Raw genomic sequence first — 22,726 nt, forward strand, 5'->3', positions numbered from 1 at the left:
AAATGAAATTTAAAATGGATTACATCCCCCTGGATTACAAAGCGCAAGCTTTAGAATATATAGAAAATTTTCGCCACATAAAAACGATTCTGGAAGAGCTTTGCGAAATCAACCGCGAGCTGATAAGGCGGCGGGAAAAACTTTAGCCAGACCCCCTCCATACCTCTGACGGAGCCTTTAGATGGCCATGGATTGCTTTGATATTCAAGAGTTAGCCATTTTATTGGCTAACATGCTCGAAAATGCAATGCAATGTGATGACGTCCAACTTTGGACAGCGGAGGTAGAAGATGAACAGCAAGATTCAAAAATTTCATCTGCAGAAACCAGCCTATATTTATCTGCGCCAATCAAGCATGAATCAGGTCCGGCACAACCAGGAAAGCACCGAGCGCCAGTATGCCCTGAGGGACAAAGCCATCGCACTGGGATGGCCGGCGAACATGATTCATATCCTGGATGGGGACTTGGGTCTATCGGGTTCACATGCAGCCCTGCGCAAGGATTTCCAGAGCTTGGTCGCCTTGGTCTCAATGAGCAAGGCCGGTGCGGTCTTTGCGCTGGAAGCGTCCAGACTGTCCCGATCATGCACAGACTGGCACCGCTTGTTGGAGCTTTGCACCTTCACGAGTACATTGATCATAGACGAAGATGGATGTTACAATCCGTCGGACTTCAACGATCAATTGCTATTAGGCATCAAAGGAACTATGTCTCAAGCCGAGTTACATTTTCTTCGCGTGCGCCTCCAAGGCGGGAAGTTGAACAAAGCTAAAAAAGGAGAACTCAGGCGACCTTTACCAGTAGGCTATGTTTACGATGATGAAGATAAAATCGTTTTCGATCCCGACATGCAAGTTCAACATGCGCTACGCTTTTTGTTTGATTCTTTTCGCTTGACTGGTAGCGCTTACGGTGTGGTTCACAAGTTCTCGAAAGAAGGTCTGGATTTCCCCAAACGATCTTACGGCGGTGTTTGGAAAGGCAAGTTGATCTGGGGCCGCTTGACAGAAAACCGTGTCCTTGGGGTATTGAAAAATCCAACCTATGCCGGGGCTTATGTTCATGGCCGGTATCAAAGCATTAAAGAGATCGGATCGGATGGGACCTTTCGTTCCACAGCGAAAAGGATGCCCATGTCGTCCTGGACCGTTTTAATCAATGACCACCATGAAGGTTACATCACTTGGAGAGAATATATAGACAATCGAAAAATTCTTGAGAGTAATCGCACCAATGGAGAAGAGACCATTTTAAAAGGCCCGGCCAGGGAAGGGTTGGCTCTTCTCCAAGGACTTTTACTTTGCGGATGTTGCGGTCGTCGACTGACGGTGCGCTATAAAGGCAATGGCGGGATCTATCCCACCTACGAATGCAACTGGAAACGCCGAGAGGGGCTCTCGACCGGGTCATGTATGCACTTGCGCAGTGATCTGATTGATACGCCGGTCATCAACAGAGTCCTTGAGGTGATTAAACCAAAACAGATTGAAGCGGCAGTTAAGGCCTTGGAAGAAATCGAACGAAGAGAGGAAGCTGTCGATAACCAGTGGCGCATGCAAATTGAAAGAGCCGAGTATGAAGCCAATTTGGCACAAAGGCGCTATGAAGCGGTGGACCCGGACAATCGCCTGGTGGCCGGAACACTGGAAAAAAGGTGGAACGAAGCACTGTTGAAGTTCGAAGAAGTCAGACACAAATTTGATGAACACAAACAAAAAAACAGGATATCTGCTACAGAAAATCAAAAAGCCCAAATTTTAAAACTAGCCCATAACCTTCCAAAATTATGGAAAGCTCATAGCACAAGCGCTAAGGATCGCAAACGTATTCTGCGCCTGATCATAAAAGATATCACCGTAGAGAAACTGGCTGAGCCGAAACAAATAGTACTGCATATTCGCTGGCAAGGTGGAGCCATAGAAGATATCCCGGTTGAAATACCAGCGAAATATTCTGATCAAATTCGCTATGGGGATCAAATTATCGCCAGGGTCAGAGAATTGTCCCAAAACTACACCGATGCACAAATTGCCAACCTTTTTAATGAAGAGGGGCTCAAGAGCGCTAAAAGCAAACGTTTTACCATATCTATGATCAAGTGGATCAGATATAAACACGGCATTTTAGGCCCTGTACTGAAACGGGCTGATGAGCTAACGGTCAATCAAGTGATGGATAGGTTCACAGTCAGTAGGTATGTCGTTTACCACTGGATTGAACGAAAAATTATAACCGCCAGAAGGCTCAACCATGGTTCGCCTTACTGGATCTCTATCGACCCGCAAAAGGAAAAAGAGCTGACCGAATTAGTAAAAAATTCAACTAAAATTCAAGACCAATCCAATCAACATTCCAAAACGAAGCAGTAGGAGGTGCAGTATGAGTTCACCGTGGGGATGCCCAAGGGGCGTTTACCACCCGATGATTTGGGAATCAGAACGCGCTTAACCGGTAGGGGTTGGTATGTACCTGCCAAAAGGGATTGACGGATCGTTGGCCACTTATCGCGAGCGAATGCGGCAAACTGGTCGACGGCCATATGATCGACACCTGGGGCGCCGTTGTTGGCCCTGACCTGATCCCACGCTTGGTAAATATTGGCGCGAGACAAGATCCATTCGAGCAGGCGTTCATCTGGGTTGGGCGATTCCGTGACGCGCCGCACAGGCACTCCGCCGTTCGGTTTCGTTGTGTTGTGCGAACTCATGGAGGCTCCTTCCCTGCTTGGTGTTCGGCCCTTCACCATGTCCCGACCATTACGCCGGGCGTTGGGCTACTATGGCCTCTGCTGACTTCTGACCGATCACCCGAACGGTTACCCGCCAGGGCGTTGCCGACGAACAAGCACCCGGAGCCCATCCTGATCGCGCCCTTTGTTTCTTTGCATGGCATCGGGCGGCTGCATTCCCGGGGCCATTGGGACTTGGTCAACCGGTTGCCCGGCCGGTCGTTTCTACGGATGGTTTCGGATGCCGTCTGTGGCAACCTGCCGGTCAGATCTCCCCGGATAAGGACGTGAACTGTCACTGCACAACCGCGCCATTTACCGTATCTCCTGAACCCTGGGCTTCGTTATGTTGTGCTAACTTACCCGGAGACTCGGCCTTATATGACGTTTCTGTTCGTCGGCTCACAGTTTTGCACTCGGGCTTCCTCCAGACAGCTCCTCGCGAGGCTGCCCTTGCCGTCGGCTAATGTTTCGATCTGAGCCAGAGGGGCTCTGATCGGGTTCACACATAGGGGACTTGCACCCCATTAGTTCACGCCCATGCCGGGCGTACACAAAACGGTCGAGAGGAACTCCTTACCTGCTCCGCAGGCCGTCGTCCCTCACCTCCACGTTCACCACATACAGATTATTCCTTCTAATCTTTCTTCCTGGTATAAAAATCGAAATTCCAGATAGGTACAGGCAAGCTCACGCTTAAAAACACTTAAAAAACTTGTGTTTCCAACTATCTACGAAAATGTCAGTTTGTGGCGATAGACAGACCGTATTCCTACAGGCGGTGTTGGGCCATATGGTATTGTAACCGCTACCGGTACTTTGAAATATTTTGGATCATCGTATTGTATATATCTGTAATAAGAACCGGCTGGAAATAAGTTGGATGTACCTGACATCTGTACTTCATTCATAAGAGTAGAAGCAGAGTTGTCTTGGTGGCTTCGTAGTTTTTTAGTAGGTTGCATCGTCAATTTGTTCACATTGTTCAGGTGTCATTTTTCTAATAATGGGAGAAAAATCTTTCCCAGACCAAATTATCCATGTAGATCTGTCATCTATAGGAGTTTGTTCATATTGGTTATGAAGTAAATAGCACTCCCCTGCTTTAAAATTATACGGCTTCATTGTCAAATAAAGTGAACTTTGTATGAAATTTCCAGCGTGTGACGAATAAGAAACCATAAGCGTATGTAATCCAGCTGGCAACATCAATGTATAATAATAAGGTTTACCATAACCCTTTCCACCCCCTCCAATTGTTTTAAAAGGGCTTTCATTATCTACAGTTTGTAAGGCAATTGTGTCTTTCCACTTAATTGTTGACAGTTGATCAATTGGAACCCCTTCTTTGTTATGGACATGGTGTAATTTAGGGCCGCAACCAGTTAAAACAAACACTATTATAAAAAAGACAACGAACAAATAAGAACTCACAGCATCCCAACTATATTTTTGTACACCTTTCATACAATCTCCGTTCTTTTTAGGGTCATATGTAACAGGCATGTAATAACTGACATTGGATTAATCAGCTTTTTTGTAAAGCTCTTTCTCATACGCCAAAGGGGAATTACAACCTGAGGTCGAATGCAGGCGTATGCTGGTGTAATAGCCGATACAAGCGATTGCTTATGGATAGGCGGCTTTTCTGGTTGTAAAGTGTAATGCTTTGAGAGTATCTTGAGTCGGCCATCCCTGTCAAATGTTGTGATTGACACCCTTTGGAAGGCTTGGCGGGATTTATGAGAAAATCAAGATACGTACAATCTAACGTCTCAGAACCGATCAAAAACTTGTATTTTCATGTATCTATAAAAATATTAGAATCCTGACTATAGAAACGCATGAAATCATGCCCGTCCCCAACTTTCTCCGGCAAGGTAACCCTGTGCAATCTGTTCGAACCCTATGATACCAACATGCCCGGGGACTTCCAGAAATACAGCGACAGCCGCCAAAAGTACACAAACGGCCACGCGTCTACTGAAATATACAAAATCAAGTACGCCACCGTTGCCGATTACGAATGGAACATAGCCGCCTATCATCCGGAGCGTTCCTTGTGGAATGTGTTGAGCCGAACCTACGGGCCGGCGGGCGCCGAGCAGTTGATCCGTTTCAGCGATGCCTACTACCATGTTTACGGCATTTGCATGCGGATGGAATCCCAAGGCGATGCAGTCGCCTATCTTGCGATCGGCAAGGAATCGATGGCCAGGCTGGATGACAGCTTTCTGAACCTCTCACGGACATTATCCAAAGATGAAGCACTGTTGAATGAATTGGGACAGTTTCGGGACAGACAGAAAAAACGATTCGATCGGTTGACCCAGGGCGTAAATCCAGAAGGATCCTGACGACCACAATCTGTTGGATCCTTGTCCATCGCCCCTTCCCCAACCACTTGATTGCCCCATTACCAGTCATTTTTTTTAAAGTAGGTTAAAATAGACAGGAACAGTGAGGGAAGAAAGATGGAACCTCTCGCATTCTTTGGCCAGAGTGCTTTAGGATCGTTTGCCACGATAACCATAGATGGCATAAATTATGATGACACCCAAAATTCTCAATCGCAAATCGTTATTTTTCCTTCTTCACAAGATAGATTTTGAATCATAACCGGTGTAGGAACTGATGACGCTTGGGATAGAATCGACTATCCTGCAATAATCAGTAAAAAAGGTCGGGCACAAGATGTTGTATATGGCCGCCTTTTTTTTATGGTTTAATTGAGTGCAGGGAATAGCAGGTACCACAAGCCATCTGTTTATTGTGCTTTGTAACATCTATTTGATTTATAGCCGCCCTGCAATCTCCTGCAGCCGGATCACCTGTTGATAGTAAAGCGGAAAGGTCATCACGCTTTCCATGAATCCGAAGACATACATGACGGTGGAGACCACCTGACCGAAGCTGGCTGAAGCCGATGTTGCCACCACGATAATCGACGCCAGTAGAACTGCCGCGAGGATCACCCAGGTAAGTGAGAAGTTGATGGTTTCGAGGTCGGAGAGCCGGATGTTCCAGTCACAGCGATGCCAGCTTTAGCCATGGCATTTGTCCGGAATGCGTAGAAAAATTATATCCGGATCTGAATCTTACCAATTGAAGGAATGCATCGTAAGCAACTCCACCAGCTCAACAATTTCGATTCCATCTATTCGTGGGATAAGGATAATCTTGTTTTGCGCCCCCCCGGTACCGAAATACTCTCATAGGATAGATTCAACTTATGGCAGATCTGTTCAACCAGCATCAGGCCGAGGCCGAAACCGGATTCGTCCGCAGTCAGCCGCGATCCTTCGGTGTTGGATGACGCATTGGTGATGGTTACCGCCGTTGGGGTCACCTTGATCGCGATCCTTCCCTGGCCGGTGTACTGAAAGGCGTTCCGAACCAAATTTCCCAGAGCGATGCGTAAGGCCGTCCGCGGCAGGGTTGCCTGGGCCGTTTCCAGATCCAGAGTCAGATCGACATCCTTGCCGGCTATCAGATATCGATTTTCCTCGACGAGGTCCGCCACCAGTTCGTTGACTAGGATGGCCTCTGGAAGGGGCATGGTTTCTTCCTTGCGGCTGAGCCAGAGCAGGGTTTCCGTTAGCCGGTGCATGTTATCCACGGCCCGCCGGATTCTTTGGTGTGAGATTTTTTCTCTATCTCCGGAGTTTGTCTGAAGCCGTTCAAGCAGGTCCATGTTGGTACGGATCACGGCAATGGGCGTCCGCAATTCGTGGCTGGCATTGCGCAGGAAATGGTGTTCACGGTTCAGGGCCTGGTGAAGGTCCCCCACTGCATTCTGGATTAGGTCGGCCAACTGGTTGATCTCTTCAAAATTAAAATCCGGGTGAGGCACTGCCAGGTTATCATGGTCCAGTTTTTCGGCCCATCCCCACAACCGTTCAAGGGGGAAGGATACCGTGCGGAATAGGCGCCGGACACAAACCAAAAGCAAAACAATGAAGAAAATGCCGGTGCCGAGGATGATGATCTCAAGATTCTCCGAAAAAATAAATGCCTCCGGAAGATCATCCTTTTCGGTGTAGCTCTGGATGATATAAAGCCGCTTTCCGTCATGGAGCTCATTGGGCAGCATGACATGGTACTCCCATTGTCCCTTTCCATATTCCGCATCGGTTGGCTCGTCTAAAGCGAGTGTTCCGACGGGCAGATCCGCCGGTGAAAATCTTTTTTTAAACCAGCCGGGCAGGTCTTTTTCCCCAATATAGGCCTTGACCCGTGGATACATGGGCAATGATGCGTGAGGATCCTTCTGGTACGATAGTGAAATATCTTTTGCCAGCAGTCGAAGATCAAAAAACGCTGCCTCCTCAATCCCCTTGATCAGGGTGTACTCCACCAAAATGGAATAAACACCGATCATGACCAGCGCCGCCAGGCCCAGGGAGCGGGTAATATGCCGGCGCAGTTTACGGGTTTTTTTCATCATTTTCCCTCAGCACATATCCCTGATTTGAGACGGTATGGAAGACCGGGGCTTGGAATTTCCCGTTGATCTGCCGGCGGAGCTTGTGCAGATGGACTTTCAGGCTGTTGGTTTCCGGGAAATCATCCCCCCACACGGCCTGTACCAACTTGTTCCGGCTCACCACGGACGGATAAGCCCGAACCAGGGTTTCCAGGAGGATCCACCCCGTAGGGGTCAGATTCAGTTTCCGGCCGGTTCGGAAAGCTTCCTTGGAATCCAGATTCATGGTCAGGTCCAAGGCACTCAATACTCTGGCCTGGCCACTTTTCCGCCGGGCCAGGGCCTTGACCCGCATAATCAGTTCGGGCATGTCAAAGGGCTTGACCAGGTAGTCGTCGGTGCCCGAAGTAAACCCGGCCAACTTGTCATCCAGGGTATCCCGGGCAGTGAGCATCAGGATGGGCGTGTCCCTACCGGCGTGTCGCAGGGCTTCACACACTTCCAGGCCGTTGAGCCTGGGAAGCATGATGTCCAAAAGCAGGACATCGTAATCGTTTTCACGGGCCAGGTTCAAACCGGCTTCCCCGCTGGCCGTGTGATCACAGGTCATGCCCTCCAGTTCCAGGTACTGAACGATGGTTTCCGCCAGATCAAAATTATCTTCAACCAGAAGAAGGAAAAGAGACATCAATCGACCTCCCAGAGTGTCTATAATTTGACGTTGCCATACGATCCTAAATGAAACCGTTTGAAAATAAAATAAAAATTCACTCCTTTTCCATAAGCCTATATGGCGTGAATTAGACAAACGGAAGTCCCACATAGCCCAGCACGGGTTAACACCGGGTTAATCCCCAGCCATAATCTCCATGTTCAGATCTCATTGGCGATGCGTCGGCACGGATGAAGTCCCATCCCACGACGATTGTCTTGGTGACTTCTAAAAAAAATCCGGTACACCTTGAAAAAGAGACCAAGCCTTAACCCCGGGTTAACCCCGGACCCGGTATCCTGCGCGCATCAATGAAAACGTAAAGGAGAGCTTCAAATGTACAAAATACTTGCAGCCCTGGCGATCCTGGGTCTGTCGATGACGGGCCAGGGGTGTTCGTTTTTCAGCCCGCCCATTATTCCTCAACTTCCCCAATTGCCTCACAAGCTGGCATCGGCTCCGGAAAGTTCAAAGCTGAAGGTCACGTCTTCCCTTCTTGAGATGGTAGATGAGCCCATGGCAAAGGCCCTGGTAAACGAGGCGTTGGAAAACAATCATGATCTCAGGGCCACGGCCCTGCGCCTCAAATCTTCAGGCCTGCTGCTTTCAACGCCCCGGGCGGCGCGGCTGCCAACGATAGATTCAGGATATTCCGGTAGCCGAAACAACCAATCCCTGAACCGGGAAGTGCAAAGCATCCACCGAATTACCCTCTCTCTGGCCTGGGAGTTGGATCTTTGGGGGAAACTGGCCGATCGCCATGCTGCCAGTCAGCATAATTTCCGGGCCCGGGAAGAGACCTATTACCGGACCATGGATTCCCTGGCGGCCCGGGTGCTTCAGAACTGGTTCCGCGTCAGGGCCAATAAAATGCGCCTGGGCATCCACGATAAACGGGTGAGGATCTACCAACGCATTGAAAAGACCATTTCGGCCAAGTACAAAGCGGGCCTGGGCAGCCTCCAAGACATGACCACGGCCCGGTCCAGAACCAACCTGGCCCGGGCCGATCGCACCCAGGCCGAATTTATCCACAAGGCTTCGGTGAGAGATCTTGAACTGCTTCTGGGACGCTACCCAGGTGCCGCCCTCAATGAAGCGGACGGTCTACCTGAAGTCGCGCTGACATACCCCGAGGTCCCGGCATCCATTCTGGCCAACCGCCCCGATGTCCGGTCGGCCTTGGAAAATGCGCGAGCGGCAATGAGCGAGGCCCGGGCCGGCCATAAGGATCTGCTGCCCGCAATCACCCTCACCGGAAATATCTTCAGGGACAATGCCCAACTGGGACACCTGGGTGCTTCTGAAAATGGCTGGAGCCTGGTGGGCAATATCCTGTTTCCCCTGTTCAACGCCGGCCGGATAAAAGATGAGGCCAAAGCCGCCGATGCAAGAGCCAAGGCCGCGTACCAAGATCTTACCGGCATCGTACTGCAGGCCATGAAAGAGGCTGAAGATGCCTTTTCAACGGAAACCAACTTAAAGAAACGCTTGGAATTTTTGGAGAAGGCCATGGCTGATGCCCGGCAGAGCAGTGCCTACTACGAGGCCCGATTCAAAGAGGGCCTGGCCACCATTATCGAACTGAACACGGCTCGGGACCAGGAACTGGATCTACTGTCCGGCATTCTTGACATCAAAGCCTCACAGGTTTTGAACCGGATCGATATGGCACTTTCTGTAGGAACAGGGGTTTTCGAAAGGAATGAAAATGAAAGGATTTGAAAAAATGAAAAAATGGCTGATATTCGGCCTGATCACCACCATCTGCAGTTTAGGGGCCGTGGGCCTCTATGCCATGAAACCGGAACAGAAAAAAAAAGAAAAAACGTCGCCCCCCCTGAAACGGGTCAGTGTGGAACCGGTGGCGCCCGGCACCTATCCGGCCCGGGTGAAGGTATACGGAGAAGTCCATGCCAAATGGACCACCACCCTCAGGTCCCGGGTGGGGGGGCAGATCATCTGGATCAATGAGAACCTTCTGCCCGGACGGCACTTTAGAACGGGAGAGACCATCCTATCTCTGGACAGAACCGATTACCAGGCTGCCCTGGCCCAGGCCCGGCTGGAACTTGAAAATGCCAGGGTCAACCTCGCCCAGGTGGAGCGCCAGGCCTACCAGGCCAGGAACGACTGGGAGGCGTCCGGGATCAAACAGGCTCCGGCATCCCCCCTGGTTTTTTACAAGCCCCAGCTCAAAGCAGCCCAAGCCAGAGTGGACTATGCCCGAAAGGCCGTGGAAAAGGCCCGGGAGGATCTGAATCATACCCGGATAACGGCTCCCTATGACAGTCTGGTGGCGGAACGCTTTGCCGACAAGGGGGAAATCTTGTTCGCCGGGGATCACGTGGCAACCTTGATCAGCGCTGATGATGTAGAGATCCGGGTGAGTCTTGACGGGACTCAGGTCCGCAGTCTTGGCCGTTGGCAGGATGCCGAGGTCGAGATCGGCGATCCGGCTACTGGACGCTCCTGGCGGGCAACCATGATCAGGGACGGCGGACAGGTCAATCCCAAAACCCGGTTGCGGCAATTTTACCTCAGGCCCCTGGACCCCAAAAAGGAGCTGGCACCCGGAATGTTTGTCACGGCTGTTATCAAAGGCAGTCCCAGGGCGAACCTTTTGGCCCTTCCCGAGTCCTGCCTGACCCGGGACGGAGAGATCTGGTTTGTGGATGCCGAGGACCGGCTCCGGCGCCTGACGGCTGAGGTGGCCTTTTATGAAGACGGCAATGTTTACGTTAAAAACAGTATCCACGCGGCGTCCCTAAGGGTGGTGACCACGCCGATTCCCGGATTTATCGCCGGAACCAGGACCGCCCCCGCGGCACGGAAGGAAGGGTAAAATGAGCGCATTGTCAGAATGGTTTACCAGGAATCCCGTGGCTGCGAATCTGCTGGCCCTGCTGGTCATCCTGGGCGGAATGTTTACCCTGTCCGGCATCCGTATCGAAGGATTTCCCAAAATCCCCCCCACGACCATATCCATTTATGTTGCCTATCCGGATGCCAGCGCGGAACAAGTGGATATCGGCATTGCCCGCAATGTGGAAAAATCCCTGGAAGGCCTGGCCGGAATAAAAAAAATAACGTCGACCGCATTCGAAGGGGCGGCCCAAGTCCTGGTCCGGAAGGAAACCGGATACGACATGCTCCGTCTGCTCAACGATGTCAAAACCAAGGTGGGCGGCATCGACAATTTTCCCCAAAAAGCCGAGCGCCCGATTGTCAGCGTGGATGAATTCAATGACTTTGCCCTTTTGGTCCAGGTCTTCGGGGACGTGGACGAAAAAACCCTTCAGCAATCCGCCCGGATGGTGGAGCAGGAATTGAAGGCCGATCCCAAAATTTCAAAGATCACATGCTTTGGAAAAAAAGAGAGGGAAATGCGTCTGGAACTTGATGGGCAGAAACTCAAGGCCTTCAACCTTTCCGTAAACGATGTGGTCGCGATTGTATCCCGGAATCTCTCCCAGGCCGGTTTCGGTCGGCTAAAAAGCGACGGAGGCCGGATCATCATCCGCTCCGATGCCAAGCTGGAATACCAGGACCAACTCATGGCCCTGCCCCTGATCACCGATAAAGACGGTGCCACCGTATTTTTCCGGGATGTGGCCACCATCGTTGATGGCTACGAGGATGAGGATTCCCTGGCCTTTTTCCAGGGCCAGCCCTCGGTGGGCATGGTGATCCACACCAGTTCCAAGGGACACCTGATGGAGGTGAGCCGAGCCGCCCATCAGGTGGTGGCGCGTCTGCAGGCCCAACTCCCGGAGGCGGTGCATCTGGATATTTGGGCGGACATCTCCGTTTACATGCAAAACCGGCTGAACCTGCTCCAGACCAATGCATGGCAGGGATTGTTGATTGTATTCGTAATTTTGGCCATCTTCCTGAATTTCAAGCTGGCTTTCTGGGTGGCCATGGGCATTCCTTTCTCCATTGCCGGCGCCCTGGCCCTGATGGGGAAATCCTTTTTGGATTACTCTCTCAATGATGTTACCACTTTCGGTATGATCATCGTTCTGGGTATCCTGGTAGACGATGCCGTTGTGGTGGGTGAATCCATCTATGAGGAACGTCAGAATACGCGAGATCCCGTGCAAGGCACCATCAAGGGCGTGCACAAGGTGGCCGTGGCAACCATCTTCGGTTGCTTTACCACCATTGCCGCCTTTTATCCCCTCATGCTCATAAAGAATGATTTCGGCAGAATTCTGGCTTCCTTTGCCATGGTGGTCTGCGTGGCCTTGATCTTTTCCCTTATCGAGAGCAAGCTGGTCCTGCCGGCCCACCTGGCCGCAGTCTCCGTAAAAGCCAAGGCCTCTGAGAATGCCTTCATGGCCGCCTGCAACCGCATTCGGGAGCTGGCTTCCAGAGGGCTGGATGTTTTCAACCACCGCATTTACACACCCTTGCTCAGGGTTTGCTTGGTCCACCGGTACTCAGCCCTGGTGGTTTTCATTTTCCTGGCACTTTTGGGAGGCTGGCTGATCCACATGAATCATGTCAGAACGGTTTTCTTCCCGGATATTCCTGGGGACGTCATCATGGTGTCCGGAACCATGGAAAAGGGCCTGCCCGTAAAACTTGCCTTTAAAAACGCATACAATTTAGAAGCGGCGGCCGATTCCCTGAACCGCGATCTCATGGCCCGGCACGGCACGGACCAGCCGCCCATCCGGAAAATCATGACTGCCGTGGAGGACAACGAATCCATCGAAATTTACGCCGAGCTTCAACCCCAGGAGCAACGAGTGGTGGAGACCATGGATCTGCTGGCCCAATGGCGGGAACGGGCCTCGGACCTGGAAGGGGTCCAGAGCCTCAAATTCAGCGGCAATGCTGAAACCGGGGGCGGATTTGTCCTCAAGGTCTCCTCACGCAATCCCCATGACCTGGAACAAGGTGTCCGGAGGTTGAAAAACGGGCTTCAGAAATTGGAGGGAGTCTTTGATATCCGCGACGACCTTGCCGCAGGGCAATCCGAGATCCGCCTGCGCCTCAAGGACGAGGTCCGGCATTTGGGACTGACCCCGGCTGACCTGGCAGCCCAGGTCGGTGCGGCTTTCGGCGGGTTCGAGATCGACAAGTTCCAGAAGGGAGACGACGAAGTCAAACTCAAGGTCATCATGGGCAAAAAACAGCGCCAGTATATTTTTCAGCTTTTAGAGGCCCGGATCGCTCTCCCCGACGGTGCCTTCGTCCCCCTGCCCATGGTGGCGCGTCTCGAGTCCAGGCGTGCTGCGGGCCATGTTCATCGAGAGAATGGCCGCAGGATAGCAATGGTCATGGCGGCCCTGGATAAAACCAAAGTCAGTGCGGGATCCGTTTTCAAGATCCTTGAGGATGACGTCATTCCCTCCATTGAAGCCTCGCTTCCAGGGGTAATCGTTTCCCAAGGGGGGGAACTGGAAGAAGAGAGCGAGGTCAAGGGCGGCCTTGTCAAAGCGTTGGTCATGATCCTTATTTTGATCTATACGCTACTGGCCGTGCCCCTGAAATCCTATTGGAAGCCCTTTGTAATCATGTCCGTGATTCCTTTTGGCTTCGCCGGAGCCACGGCCGGGCATTTTATCGCCGGGGTTCCCTTGAGCGTGCTCTCTTTTTTCGGGATGCTGGCCCTGGCCGGGATCGTGGTCAACGACAGCCTGGTGATGTTGACCCGCTTCAACGATATCCTGGCAGAGGGCCAGAGCGTTCAAAAGGCCTTGCAAACAGCCGGATCCAGCAGGTTTCGGGCCATTTTTCTCACCACGGCGACTACTGTTTGCGGCTTGCTACCGCTACTCTCAGAGACATCAGAACAGGCACAATATCTGATACCAGCGGCCGTTTCCCTTGCCTATGGGGAATTATTCGCCACCGTCATTACTTTGCTGCTGATTCCGTTGTTGATGAACATCGCCTATGACCTTCGGTCCCTATTCTCCAGGTTCGTTGCCGTTAACTCGCTTGAAAAAGATATCGGTTGAATCAATCAATGAAGAATTATATCATTAATACTTTCAATGTCGGTTTCAGAGCAGCGAATGAAGCACAATACAGTGGCTCGATTTGTCACCCAGAGCTTTCCTATGAAAAAACAATACCACCATGTCAGTATATTTGTATTGGCGTTTTTTATTTTCTTTTTCGATCTCTTTTCTTGTATTGGCCTTGCTTATGGTCAGCAGCGAACAGCATTCAATATCCTGCATATCATGAGTTACCATTCCCCCTGGAAATGGACCGACGATCAATTCAATGGCTTTAAAGAGGCCCTGAAAGGGGTGGACATCCAATACAAGGTTTTCCAGATGGACAGTAAACGCAATACGTCCGAAACCCATGTACAGGAAGTCAGCCGCCAAGCCAAAGAATTGATCGATACCTGGAAACCGGATCTGGTGTATGCGAACGATGATGCCGCCCAGGCCCACGTCGTCACCCATTACGTCAACACCCAAACGCCTTTTGTTTTCAGCGGGGTCAACGCCAATCCACTAAAATACGGTTTTTTGGGAAGCACCAATGTAACCGGCATCATGGAACAGGAACACTTTCTCGAAACAGTGCACCTACTGAAAGAGAATAAAAACGCTGCAAACCGAGGTCGATGCCATCGCCCTGCTGGGTATTTTCACCTACAAAGATCCGTCCGGCCAAAATGTACCCTATACCGAGGTGCTTCGCTGGACGACTGAAAACAGCAACCTTCCGGACTTTAGCTTTTGGAAAGACCGCATCTTTTATGGAACCCTTTGCACCGTAACCGTGTCCGGTTATGAGCAGGGTCTGGCTGCCGGCACACTCGCCAGGCGCATCCTATTGGATGGGGCGTCGCCGCGCACGCTGACCATGCGGCCTTCCTTGAAAGGCGAACCGGTGATCAGCCTGGCAAGGGCGAAAAAGCTGGGCATCCGGGTCAAAGCCGGCCTACTGCTATCCGCCGAGGTGGTAACCGATTTTAAATGGGATCAATAAATGCAACTGCGCACGAAAATAATCCTGATCTGTGTGGCGGTATCATTTCTGGCCGGCGGTACCAGCACCACGGTCAACGGCATTTATTTTGCCAGGGAGTATTTTCAGGTCCGCAAGTCGGAAACCTTCGTTATTGCCCAGACCCTCAAATCACAGTTGGACCGGTTGATAAAAATGCATATTCCCTTGGCCCAGTTGGAAGGGTTCGAGGAAATGTGCCAGGAAGTTGTCGCCAAACATGCGTTCCTGTCTTACGCCATGGTCGTGGACACGGAGGGGACAATCCTGTTTCACAACGATCCTGGCCGGCACGGGCAACATATATCAGATCGATCGGTCCTCAACCGCATCAAAGAAGCCCGCAAGACGGTTCAGCTTTTTTCGATGGACGGACTGGCTTTGTACGATTTCCAAATACCGGTACTGGGGAATCGACAAAAACACATCGCTACCATCCGAACCGGCTTTCCCCGCTTTCTCATTGCGGACAAGACCAAAACCCTTGCCCTTTATTCGATCGGCATCACCCTGATTTCGTTTGCCGTCGGCATCATTTTGATCGTTGCGGCACTGGAGCTATGGGTCGGCAAGCCGGTAGCAAGATTTATTCGAACCATCCAAAAGATCCGCAAAGAGTGGTCGTCCGAATCGCCATTGGTCGAGACTTACTCCCATGACGAAATTGGCCAACTGGCCCGGGCGTTCAATGAGATGACCGAGGCATTGCATGAGACAACCATGTCCAAAGACTTCGTGGACAATATCATTGAAAACATGCTCAACAGCTTGATCATAATCGATGACGAGCTCAGGATTCAGTCTGTCAATCAGGAGACATTGAACCTTTTGGGTTATGCTGAAGAGGAACTCATAGGCGCCTCCTTCGCCAAAGTATTCCTGGCGCATCGTCAATCCAAAGTTTCCGCCATAGACGGCACGCCGCTTGTGGAACCGGTGAAAGCCGTCGAAACGGAATATATTTCAAAGGCGGGCAAAGCGATTCCGGTGCTGTTCTCCTGCAGCATCATGAAGACCAATGACCAAAAGCTTCAGGGCTATATTTGTGTGGCCCAGGATATTACCGAGATCAAAACCCTGCGGGGTTTTCTACCGATCTGTTCTGTCTGCAAAAAAATCCACGATGACAGTGGTTATTGGAATCAAATCGAAATGTATCTTGAAATGCACTCGACTGCCCAGCTGAGCCATAGCATGTGCCCGGAATGTATAAAAAAATGTATGGAAAAGAAGACTGGTTTGATAAGATGGATTTAAACCGACATTCCTGATGGGGTGTTTTAATCGTGGGCATAAATGCGATGATAAAATATACCTTTAAATGGATTCCCCCAATGTTTCGGCAAAAGTACAAAAAAAATATGAGAACGCTTTCCAGATACGTTTCCATCGGCATTATCCTGATGGTGATCTTGCTGACTGCTTGCTCCAAAGGGGAAAAAACCTACCGCGTGGGTATCCTGACATTCAAAGGCGGTTCGTTTATCAGGATAGCAGAGGGATTCAAGAAAAAAATGGCTGATTTGGGTTATGTCGAGGGCCGGAATATTGTTTATGACGTTCAGTTTATGCAATTTGATCCTGAAATGGACCGACAAACACTCACCAAGTTTATTGGCGACAAGGTCGACTTGGTCTTTTCATTTCCAACTGAACCCACCGCTACGGCCAAGGCTATCCTTTCAGGAACCGGCATTCCCGTTCTTTTTGCCCTAGCGGGTATCGAGGGAACGGACCTGGTTGAAAACATCCGGCAACCGGGCAATGGAATTACCGGTGTGCGAACGCCTGCTGTCGACACAACGCTGAAGCGCCTTGAATTCTTGAAGGAATTAAAGCCTTCCATCAAAAGGGTTTTAATCCTCTATAACCCGGAGTACCCCCTCATCGCACCCACGCTTGAAAAATTGCGTCCGCTTGCAAAATCCCTGGAGATCACCCTTGTTGAAAAACAGGTCGATACCCCCCAGGCGGTTCAAACCGCCCTGCAGAAACGGTCCGCATTGGAAGAGATCGGCGTTGATGCCATTCTGGACGTACCGGACGGTGTCACCCATACCTCAGACAGTATCAAGGCAATCATCCAGTTTGGAAAACAACACAAGATCCCGTTTGCCGCCACCGGCAGTTTTGAAGAAGATCAAGGGGCCACATTCAGTTATGGGCCGGATTTTTTTGATGCCGGAACCCTGGCAGCGGCGCTCGCCCATAAAATTTTCCAGGGAATCCCTGCCGGCACAATACCGGTTGCTACACCTGAAGCGCACTTGAAAATCGACATCGGGGCATTAAAACAAACGGGGCTGACACCCAGTAAAGGAATGATGGCCATGGCTACAAAGATCGTAGACTAACATCGATTTCCAGTCTCAACAGGATTCATGAAACCGTTTCCATGGTACAAAAAAGAACAAAAACCACATCCAACAGAAGTTTGACAACCACACTGGCAATTGCTTTTGCCGTTTTATGCACATCTGTATTAATCATCTCGGTCTGCTTCGAGATGTATGTCCACCTGCAAAGCCAGAAAGAGATGGTCGCCGCCCGCCAGCAGAATATGGCACAAAAAGCCGCGGGACAGGTGACTGCCTTTATCAACGAAAAATTCAAGGTGATAGACGCGGCCATTCATGCAAGCGACTTGTCTTCGATTGGACGGGGCAAGCAGAAAGACGCTCTTCACGTCATTTTGGGAATGGAGCCGGTCATGCGTCAGGTGCTGCTCTTTGACGCCCGAAATGTCAAACTGGCAATGGCCTCACGCTTGTCACGGGCTGCGTCTGAAAGCACCATGGCACATGTTACCGGTGATGTGTTTACAGGCGTGCGGCAAACAGGCAGATACCTCGGTCCAATTTTCGTTGATCCGGTTACAAGCGAACCGATGCTGATCGGGGCCCTTCCATTGAAGGATTTTATGGGAAACGTCAAAGGAACGCTGGTGATGGAACTGAATCTGAAATTCATGTGGGACCTGATAGAAGACATTGAAATCGGCCGTCACGGATCGGCATATGTGGTAAACAAGAAGGGCTATCTGATCGCGTTCAAGGACACTGCGCGTGTCCTGAGAGGGGAAAACGTATCCCGTCTGAAACCGGTTGCTACATTCATGAATACCCCAAGCACGGATAATGGGATCGGCGTATCGATATCTGCAGGCATCAACGGCGATTTAGTGCTCGGTTCATATGTCCCGCTGAAAAAACCGGAATGGGCGGTCGTTACTGAACTTCCGCTTCTGGAGGCATATCGGAAAATTTTGCAAATCGCTTCCGTATCCCTGCTTTTTATTACTGTCATCGCCGTATCGGCAGCCATGATCGGGGTACGCCTGGCACGACGGCTGAGTGCACCAATCCTTGATTTGAAAAACACCGCCACCCGTATTGCAGAAGGACAGAAAGGTCTCAAAGCGGCAATACAGGGTTCCGCCGAAGTTGTTGTCCTGGCAGGGGCATTCAATCGCATGACGGAACAACTTCAGGCTATGCTGGATGCCGAAGCGGAACGGGCCGGCAAACTGGCGCATGAGGTTCAAAATCGACTGAAGGCCGAGGAGGCGCTCCAGGAGAGCAGATCGATCTTGACGGCCACGCTGGAATCCACCCATGACGGAGTTCTTGTGGTTTCAGAAGGAGGCAAAGTAACCCACCACAACTCACGATTCGCAGAAATCTGGTCTATCCCGGAAAATCTCCTGAAAACGAAAAACGATGAGGACCTGATCGCCTATGTTCTCTCCATGTTGGTCGAGCCGGAACAATTTACGGCAAAAGTCCAAGAGTTGTATGAAAGTTCAGAGAGATCCGAAGATCTCCTGAATTTGAAAGATGGTCGCATATTGGAACGTCACTCCTACCCCTTGATGCAGGGCCGCCGCAAGACCGGGCGCGCATGGTTTTTTCGTGACATCACCAAACGCAGGCTGGCAGCCGAGGCGCTCAACAAAGAACGAGACCGAATTGCCAACATCCTCGAGGCCACCAGCGCCGGAACCTGTGAATGGAACTACCAGACCGGGGAAGTGCATTTAAACCCACGCTGGGCGGAAATAATGGGCAAAACGCTCGAGGAACTGGAGCCCATCGGCGTTCAAACATTGACCAACAGCGCGCATCCGGATGACCTCCCGAGAATAAGGCATATACTGGGGCAGCTTATCAGTAGAGAGGTGGATTACTTTGATTTGGAATTCAGGCAGCCCCATAAGGATGGAAGTTGGGTTTGGGTCAACTCCAGAGGTAAAATTGTGGAATGGACAGAGGATGGAAAACCGTTGTGTATCAGCGGGACCAATCTGGACATCACCCAACGGAAACAGGATGAAGAAGCGCAACGCCTCACCCGCGTCGTTTTCGAAAAAGCCCCCATCGGCATCTGGCATTTGGGGCTGGCGGGAGAGGTCTTCGATGTAAACGAAGCGGGCTGCGCCAGCCTCGGCTATACCCGGGAGGAACTCCGCCGAATGACTATCTTTGATTTAGATCCCGATTTCAGCCCAGAGCAATATGCCGCCACTGCAGCAATACTCAGAGCAGCTGGATTCCATGTCCTCGAAAGTCGGCAGCGACGTAAAAATGGTGAACTTTTTCCCGTCCAGGTCATATCAAACCTGGTTCGGTTCGAAAACCAGGAGATATGTGTGGCTTTCATCCAGGATATCACCGAGCGTAAAAAGTACATGGAAGACTTACGCCAGCTGCGCAATTACCTCGCCAACATCATCGATTCCATGCCTTCGGTGTTGGTGGGCGTGGACCTGGAGGGTCGGGTAACCCAATGGAACAGACGGGCCGAACAGGTCACCGGACTGCTTTCCAACCAGGCGTTAACCAAACCCCTGGAGAGCGTATTCGCCCGACTGGCGGATCAGATGGCTCCCATCAAAACCGCCATTCAAGAGCGCCGGACGATCAGTGCCTCCAAAGTCACCCGTAGAGCGGAGCAGGAAACTCGCTATGAGGACATCACTATCTTTCCCCTGGTGGCCAATGGCGTGGAGGGGGCCGTGATCCGGGTGGATGACGTTACCGAGCAAGTGCGCATGGAGGAGATGATGGTCCAAACCGAAAAGATGCTCAGCATCGGAGGTCTGGCCGCCGGGATGGCCCACGAAATCAACAACCCCATGGCCGGGATGCTGCAGACTGCCATGGTCTTGGAAAACCGGTTGACCACCCGCCTCCATATTCCCGCCAACCAGAAAGCGGCCGAAGCCGCTGGCACCACCATGGAGGCGATCGAGCAGTTCATGCAGGACCGGAGGATACACGAAATGCTGGCCACCATAAAAAACACGGGACACCGCGTTGTTGCGTTGGTGGAAAACATGCTCAGTTTTGCACGCAAAAGCGAAGCAAAATTATCCACCACCGACCTTGGGATGCTGATGGATAAAACCGTGGAGCTGGCCGGTACCGACTATGACTTGAAAAAAGGATACGATTTCAGGAAAATCACCATCGTAAAGGAATACGCCGGAGCGCCCGTTTCCGCGGCATGCGAAAGCGCCAAAATCCAACAGGTGCTCCTGAACCTTTTTCGAAACGGCGCCCAGGCCATGCAGGAGGCGGCGATTGAATCACCCATGTTCATCCTTAGAACACGGCTTGATCATAACCCGGACATGGCGGTGATGGAAATCGAAGACAACGGCCCCGGCATGGATGAAACCACGCGGAAAAAGATATTCGAACCCTTTTTCACAACCAAGCCCACAGGTGTGGGAACCGGTTTAGGCCTTAGCGTATCCTACTTTATCATTACCGAGGATCATCAGGGCGAAATGTCGGTGGAATCGAGCCCGGGTTACGGTGCGAAATTTACCATCCGCCTGCCGATGCAAAACTGTTGAATAAACTTCTTTCCTCACGGACAACGACACCTCAACATATTGCGGATACCGTCGCATGTTGAGGCAAAATCCTCTTCGGAATTATCTTCAATTACTCCGTAAAATCTTCGATAAAAGCACGTTAAGCTAAATATGGATAGCTGGTGTAAGGTGGCATCGATTTTGAGGCAACAGTCATATCGGCTTCTCAGGTATCACGCGATAGTGTTTCACACAGTTCGTTCCCGAGTGCAAAAAAAGCCAGTCGCCGGTAATAATAAGCGTTTGCCCTGACTTACCAAACGCATCAGGGACTTCACTTTAACCTTAAAAGCAAACATTCATCAAGCATTTCAATATGATAAAAACTGGAGGGACTCGTTATGGGAAAGAAAGTATTCATTGACTTGACTCATCCATTCAGTGCGGAAATCCCAAGATGGCCTTACTTCGTGAAGCCGGTCATCGATTCCATGCACACCATGGCCAAGGGAGGCGTCCTCACTCAGCGGATCGATTGTGTTCAGCACACCGGCACCCATGCCGATGCACCGCGTCACGTCATGGAACGCGAATTCGACGGTAAAAGGGCGCGTTATACTCACGAAATGCCTGTCGACGCTTACACGGGTGATGCAGTTTGTCTTGAAATCAAGATCCACCGTTGGGGCCTGATCCTGCCCGAGCATCTTGAGGACGCCTGCAGGCGTGCGAACATCGAGCCGGAAGCGCTCAAGGGCATGGTGCTCTGCCTTAACACCGGCATGCATCGCAAATTCGACGACTCCAAAGAGTACTATCACTATTCGTGCGGTACCGGCGTCGAAGCCGGCAAGTGGTTCGTCAAGCACCAGGTCAAGTGCGTGGCCATGGACATGCAGGCGCTTGATCATCCGCTGCATACGGCGATGGGCAAAAATGGCCCGCCCCAGATGAATCTGTCCGGCGCTTCGGGAAGGCCGATCACGGAAGAATACGCCGAGCAGTTCGGTGAAGCGGCGTATGCCGAATTCGAGAAGGCGGCTTACATCAAGCTGCATGGCCAAGCTGCCTATGATGCCAAATTCGGCGATCTCGAAAAAATTGGATGTGAGGGAACCTGGGAACCCTGCCACAAGCAGATGCTGGGTCACGGGATTGTCGGTGCCCTTTCGGCAAGCGTGCATGAAATGCCCTGAGAAATAAGATATCATTGGTTGTCAAAAAAATAAGGAGGACAACCAATGAACGATGATATCCATGCATCAGATGATTTACCCATTGCCTTTAGCCTCGAGCAGGTCCAGCAACGTTTTGAATCCTGGCGTCAGCGCAGAAAAAAGCGTACCCATATTCCCCAAAGCCTTTGGAAGGCAGCTGTTACGTTATCACAAGAGTATTCGATATGCCAGTTATCAAAGGCACTGCGGGTCAATTACACGGCGCTGAAAAAACAAGTCATCAAATCCAAAGATACAGGACCCAGCACATCCGAGGTGTTTTCTTCTTCCCCATTCATAGAAATACCGGCCCCAGCCGCCCCTTTAATCGAATCAACCATCGAAATGATAAAGAGCGACGGTTCGGTTATGAGAATGCATGTAAAAGGAGCCGGCTGTTTGGATTTGGTGGAACTGGGAAAAGCATTTTGGGCAATCGATTCATGATCTCCATCACCCCGCATATGCGGATCCTTATCGCCGTGGAGCCGGCTGATTTCAGGAAAGGTATCGATGGGCTGGCCCAGCTGTGCCGCAATCATCTAAAATCGGATCCCTTTTCAGGCGCCATGTTTGTTTTTCGCAACAAAAGAGCAACCGCATTGAAAATCCTCGTGTATGACGGCCAGGGTTTCTGGCTCTGTCAAAAGCGGCTATCAAAAGGCCGGTTTACCTGGTGGCCCGACAGCGAAAAGGTTTTGCGCCAGCTCGATGTTCATCAGCTACAATTGTTGATCTGGAACGGGGACCTTTCCACGGTTAGGGTTGCCCCGCAATGGAAAAAAATTGTTGCGCGGGAAAAATAAATGCTTGCGTTCCAGTAACGATTGCGCTA

The 22,726-nt window shown here is 51.1% G+C and carries 20 protein-coding genes; 14 read left to right on the forward strand and 6 right to left on the reverse strand.

Features of this window, described 5'->3' with window-relative positions; genetic code table 11:
• Positions 1 to 14: 14 nt before the first annotated feature.
• Positions 15 to 146, forward strand: coding sequence for a hypothetical protein (locus Dvar_RS42810; RefSeq protein WP_419657331.1), 132 nt, complete (start codon positions 15 to 17; stop codon positions 144 to 146).
• Between the two features lie 144 nt (positions 147 to 290).
• Positions 291 to 2,372, forward strand: coding sequence for a recombinase family protein (locus Dvar_RS42815; RefSeq protein WP_419657332.1), 2,082 nt, complete (start codon positions 291 to 293; stop codon positions 2,370 to 2,372).
• Here the strand turns inward: Dvar_RS42815 and Dvar_RS42820 are convergent.
• The 3 genes from Dvar_RS42820 to Dvar_RS42830 all read right to left on the reverse strand — a co-directional run bounded on the left by Dvar_RS42820 (position 2,348) and on the right by Dvar_RS42830 (position 4,198).
• Positions 2,348 to 2,710 carry a hypothetical protein gene (locus Dvar_RS42820; protein WP_419659582.1) on the reverse strand — a complete coding sequence of 121 codons (363 nt, stop codon included), beginning with the start codon at positions 2,708 to 2,710 and terminating at the stop codon, positions 2,348 to 2,350. The two genes, Dvar_RS42815 and Dvar_RS42820, sit on opposite strands and share 25 nt — an antisense overlap.
• Before the next feature lie 32 nt (positions 2,711 to 2,742).
• A complete protein-coding gene (locus Dvar_RS42825) occupies positions 2,743 to 3,030 on the reverse strand; it encodes a hypothetical protein (RefSeq protein WP_419659583.1) in 288 nt (95 codons plus the stop codon).
• 652 nt (positions 3,031 to 3,682) lie between these two features.
• The gene (locus tag Dvar_RS42830; RefSeq protein WP_419659584.1) at positions 3,683 to 4,198 is read right to left on the reverse strand and encodes a hypothetical protein; all 516 of its coding nucleotides are present in this window, start codon (positions 4,196 to 4,198) and stop codon (positions 3,683 to 3,685) included.
• Between the two features lie 377 nt (positions 4,199 to 4,575).
• Here Dvar_RS42830 and Dvar_RS42835 point away from each other — a divergent pair, with 377 nt between their 5' ends.
• Positions 4,576 to 5,088 (forward strand): hypothetical protein, encoded by a 513-nt coding sequence (locus Dvar_RS42835; RefSeq protein ID WP_419659585.1) that lies wholly within the window; start codon positions 4,576 to 4,578, stop codon positions 5,086 to 5,088.
• A 438-nt stretch (positions 5,089 to 5,526) separates the two neighbouring features.
• Here the strand turns inward: Dvar_RS42835 and Dvar_RS42840 are convergent, their stop codons facing one another.
• From Dvar_RS42840 to Dvar_RS42850, 3 genes are all read right to left on the reverse strand, one after another.
• Positions 5,527 to 5,670 (reverse strand): hypothetical protein, encoded by a 144-nt coding sequence (locus tag Dvar_RS42840; protein ID WP_419659586.1) that lies wholly within the window; start codon positions 5,668 to 5,670, stop codon positions 5,527 to 5,529.
• Between the two features lie 218 nt (positions 5,671 to 5,888).
• Entirely contained in the window at positions 5,889 to 7,178 is a 1,290-nt protein-coding gene (locus tag Dvar_RS42845) for a sensor histidine kinase (RefSeq protein ID WP_419659587.1), read from the reverse strand.
• Complete coding sequence (locus tag Dvar_RS42850) at positions 7,159 to 7,845, reverse strand: response regulator transcription factor (RefSeq protein ID WP_419659588.1); 687 nt, start codon at positions 7,843 to 7,845, stop codon at positions 7,159 to 7,161. Before Dvar_RS42850 ends, Dvar_RS42845 begins: the two co-directional genes overlap by 20 nt.
• A 360-nt stretch (positions 7,846 to 8,205) precedes the next feature.
• Here Dvar_RS42850 and Dvar_RS42855 point away from each other — a divergent pair, with 360 nt between their 5' ends.
• The 11 genes from Dvar_RS42855 to tnpB all read left to right on the forward strand — a co-directional run bounded on the left by Dvar_RS42855 (position 8,206) and on the right by tnpB (position 22,697).
• Positions 8,206 to 9,594 (forward strand): TolC family protein, encoded by a 1,389-nt coding sequence (locus Dvar_RS42855; RefSeq protein WP_419659589.1) that lies wholly within the window; start codon positions 8,206 to 8,208, stop codon positions 9,592 to 9,594.
• A complete protein-coding gene (locus tag Dvar_RS42860; protein WP_419659590.1) occupies positions 9,581 to 10,714 on the forward strand; it encodes an efflux RND transporter periplasmic adaptor subunit in 1,134 nt (377 codons plus the stop codon). The genes Dvar_RS42855 and Dvar_RS42860 overlap by 14 nt, the downstream gene beginning before the upstream one ends.
• Position 10,715: 1 nt before the next feature.
• Positions 10,716 to 13,844 (forward strand): efflux RND transporter permease subunit, encoded by a 3,129-nt coding sequence (locus Dvar_RS42865; protein ID WP_419659591.1) that lies wholly within the window; start codon positions 10,716 to 10,718, stop codon positions 13,842 to 13,844.
• Positions 13,845 to 13,946: 102 nt separating this feature from the next.
• Positions 13,947 to 14,555, forward strand: a complete 609-nt coding sequence (locus Dvar_RS42870; protein ID WP_419659592.1) for an ABC transporter substrate binding protein — start codon at positions 13,947 to 13,949, stop codon at positions 14,553 to 14,555.
• A complete protein-coding gene (locus Dvar_RS42875; RefSeq protein WP_419659593.1) occupies positions 14,536 to 14,835 on the forward strand; it encodes a hypothetical protein in 300 nt (99 codons plus the stop codon). The genes Dvar_RS42870 and Dvar_RS42875 overlap by 20 nt, the downstream gene beginning before the upstream one ends.
• On the forward strand, positions 14,836 to 16,110 hold the full coding sequence (locus tag Dvar_RS42880) for a PAS domain S-box protein (protein ID WP_419659594.1): 1,275 nt from the start codon (positions 14,836 to 14,838) through the stop codon (positions 16,108 to 16,110). It begins immediately after the preceding gene.
• Positions 16,111 to 16,187: 77 nt separating this feature from the next.
• Positions 16,188 to 17,207, forward strand: coding sequence for an ABC transporter substrate-binding protein (locus Dvar_RS42885; protein WP_419659595.1), 1,020 nt, complete (start codon positions 16,188 to 16,190; stop codon positions 17,205 to 17,207).
• A 41-nt stretch (positions 17,208 to 17,248) separates the two neighbouring features.
• Positions 17,249 to 20,713: a PAS domain S-box protein gene (locus tag Dvar_RS42890; RefSeq protein WP_419659596.1), complete on the forward strand. Its 3,465-nt coding sequence runs from the start codon at positions 17,249 to 17,251 to the stop codon at positions 20,711 to 20,713.
• Positions 20,714 to 21,075: 362 nt separating this feature from the next.
• Positions 21,076 to 21,870 carry a cyclase family protein gene (locus Dvar_RS42895; protein ID WP_419659597.1) on the forward strand — a complete coding sequence of 265 codons (795 nt, stop codon included), beginning with the start codon at positions 21,076 to 21,078 and terminating at the stop codon, positions 21,868 to 21,870.
• Positions 21,871 to 21,915: 45 nt separating this feature from the next.
• A complete protein-coding gene (locus tag Dvar_RS42900) occupies positions 21,916 to 22,338 on the forward strand; it encodes a hypothetical protein (RefSeq protein ID WP_419659598.1) in 423 nt (140 codons plus the stop codon).
• Positions 22,335 to 22,697, forward strand: a complete 363-nt coding sequence (gene tnpB / locus Dvar_RS42905) for an IS66 family insertion sequence element accessory protein TnpB (protein WP_419659599.1) — start codon at positions 22,335 to 22,337, stop codon at positions 22,695 to 22,697. Before Dvar_RS42900 ends, tnpB begins: the two co-directional genes overlap by 4 nt.
• Positions 22,698 to 22,726: the final 29 nt, after the last annotated feature.

The organism is Desulfosarcina variabilis str. Montpellier (genome assembly GCF_048565275.1).
Classification (GTDB): domain Bacteria; phylum Desulfobacterota; class Desulfobacteria; order Desulfobacterales; family Desulfosarcinaceae; genus Desulfosarcina; species Desulfosarcina variabilis.

Bases quoted from the DNA above. Each gene is read 5' to 3' on its own strand.
- Dvar_RS42810 (WP_419657331.1), top strand. From the start codon at position 15: ATGGATTACATCCCCCTGGATTACAAAGCGCAAGCTTTAGAATATATA.
- Dvar_RS42815 (WP_419657332.1), top strand. From the start codon at position 291: ATGAACAGCAAGATTCAAAAATTTCATCTGCAGAAACCAGCCTATATT.
- Dvar_RS42820 (WP_419659582.1), bottom strand. From the start codon at position 2,710: ATGAGTTCGCACAACACAACGAAACCGAACGGCGGAGTGCCTGTGCGG.
- Dvar_RS42830 (WP_419659584.1), bottom strand. From the start codon at position 4,198: ATGAAAGGTGTACAAAAATATAGTTGGGATGCTGTGAGTTCTTATTTG.
- Dvar_RS42835 (WP_419659585.1), top strand. From the start codon at position 4,576: ATGAAATCATGCCCGTCCCCAACTTTCTCCGGCAAGGTAACCCTGTGC.
- Dvar_RS42845 (WP_419659587.1), bottom strand. From the start codon at position 7,178: ATGATGAAAAAAACCCGTAAACTGCGCCGGCATATTACCCGCTCCCTG.
- Dvar_RS42850 (WP_419659588.1), bottom strand. From the start codon at position 7,845: ATGTCTCTTTTCCTTCTTCTGGTTGAAGATAATTTTGATCTGGCGGAA.
- Dvar_RS42855 (WP_419659589.1), top strand. From the start codon at position 8,206: ATGTACAAAATACTTGCAGCCCTGGCGATCCTGGGTCTGTCGATGACG.
- Dvar_RS42860 (WP_419659590.1), top strand. From the start codon at position 9,581: ATGAAAGGATTTGAAAAAATGAAAAAATGGCTGATATTCGGCCTGATC.
- Dvar_RS42865 (WP_419659591.1), top strand. From the start codon at position 10,716: ATGAGCGCATTGTCAGAATGGTTTACCAGGAATCCCGTGGCTGCGAAT.
- Dvar_RS42870 (WP_419659592.1), top strand. From the start codon at position 13,947: ATGAAAAAACAATACCACCATGTCAGTATATTTGTATTGGCGTTTTTT.
- Dvar_RS42880 (WP_419659594.1), top strand. From the start codon at position 14,836: ATGCAACTGCGCACGAAAATAATCCTGATCTGTGTGGCGGTATCATTT.
- Dvar_RS42885 (WP_419659595.1), top strand. From the start codon at position 16,188: ATGTTTCGGCAAAAGTACAAAAAAAATATGAGAACGCTTTCCAGATAC.
- Dvar_RS42890 (WP_419659596.1), top strand. From the start codon at position 17,249: ATGGTACAAAAAAGAACAAAAACCACATCCAACAGAAGTTTGACAACC.
- Dvar_RS42895 (WP_419659597.1), top strand. From the start codon at position 21,076: ATGGGAAAGAAAGTATTCATTGACTTGACTCATCCATTCAGTGCGGAA.
- Dvar_RS42900 (WP_419659598.1), top strand. From the start codon at position 21,916: ATGAACGATGATATCCATGCATCAGATGATTTACCCATTGCCTTTAGC.
- tnpB (WP_419659599.1), top strand. From the start codon at position 22,335: ATGATCTCCATCACCCCGCATATGCGGATCCTTATCGCCGTGGAGCCG.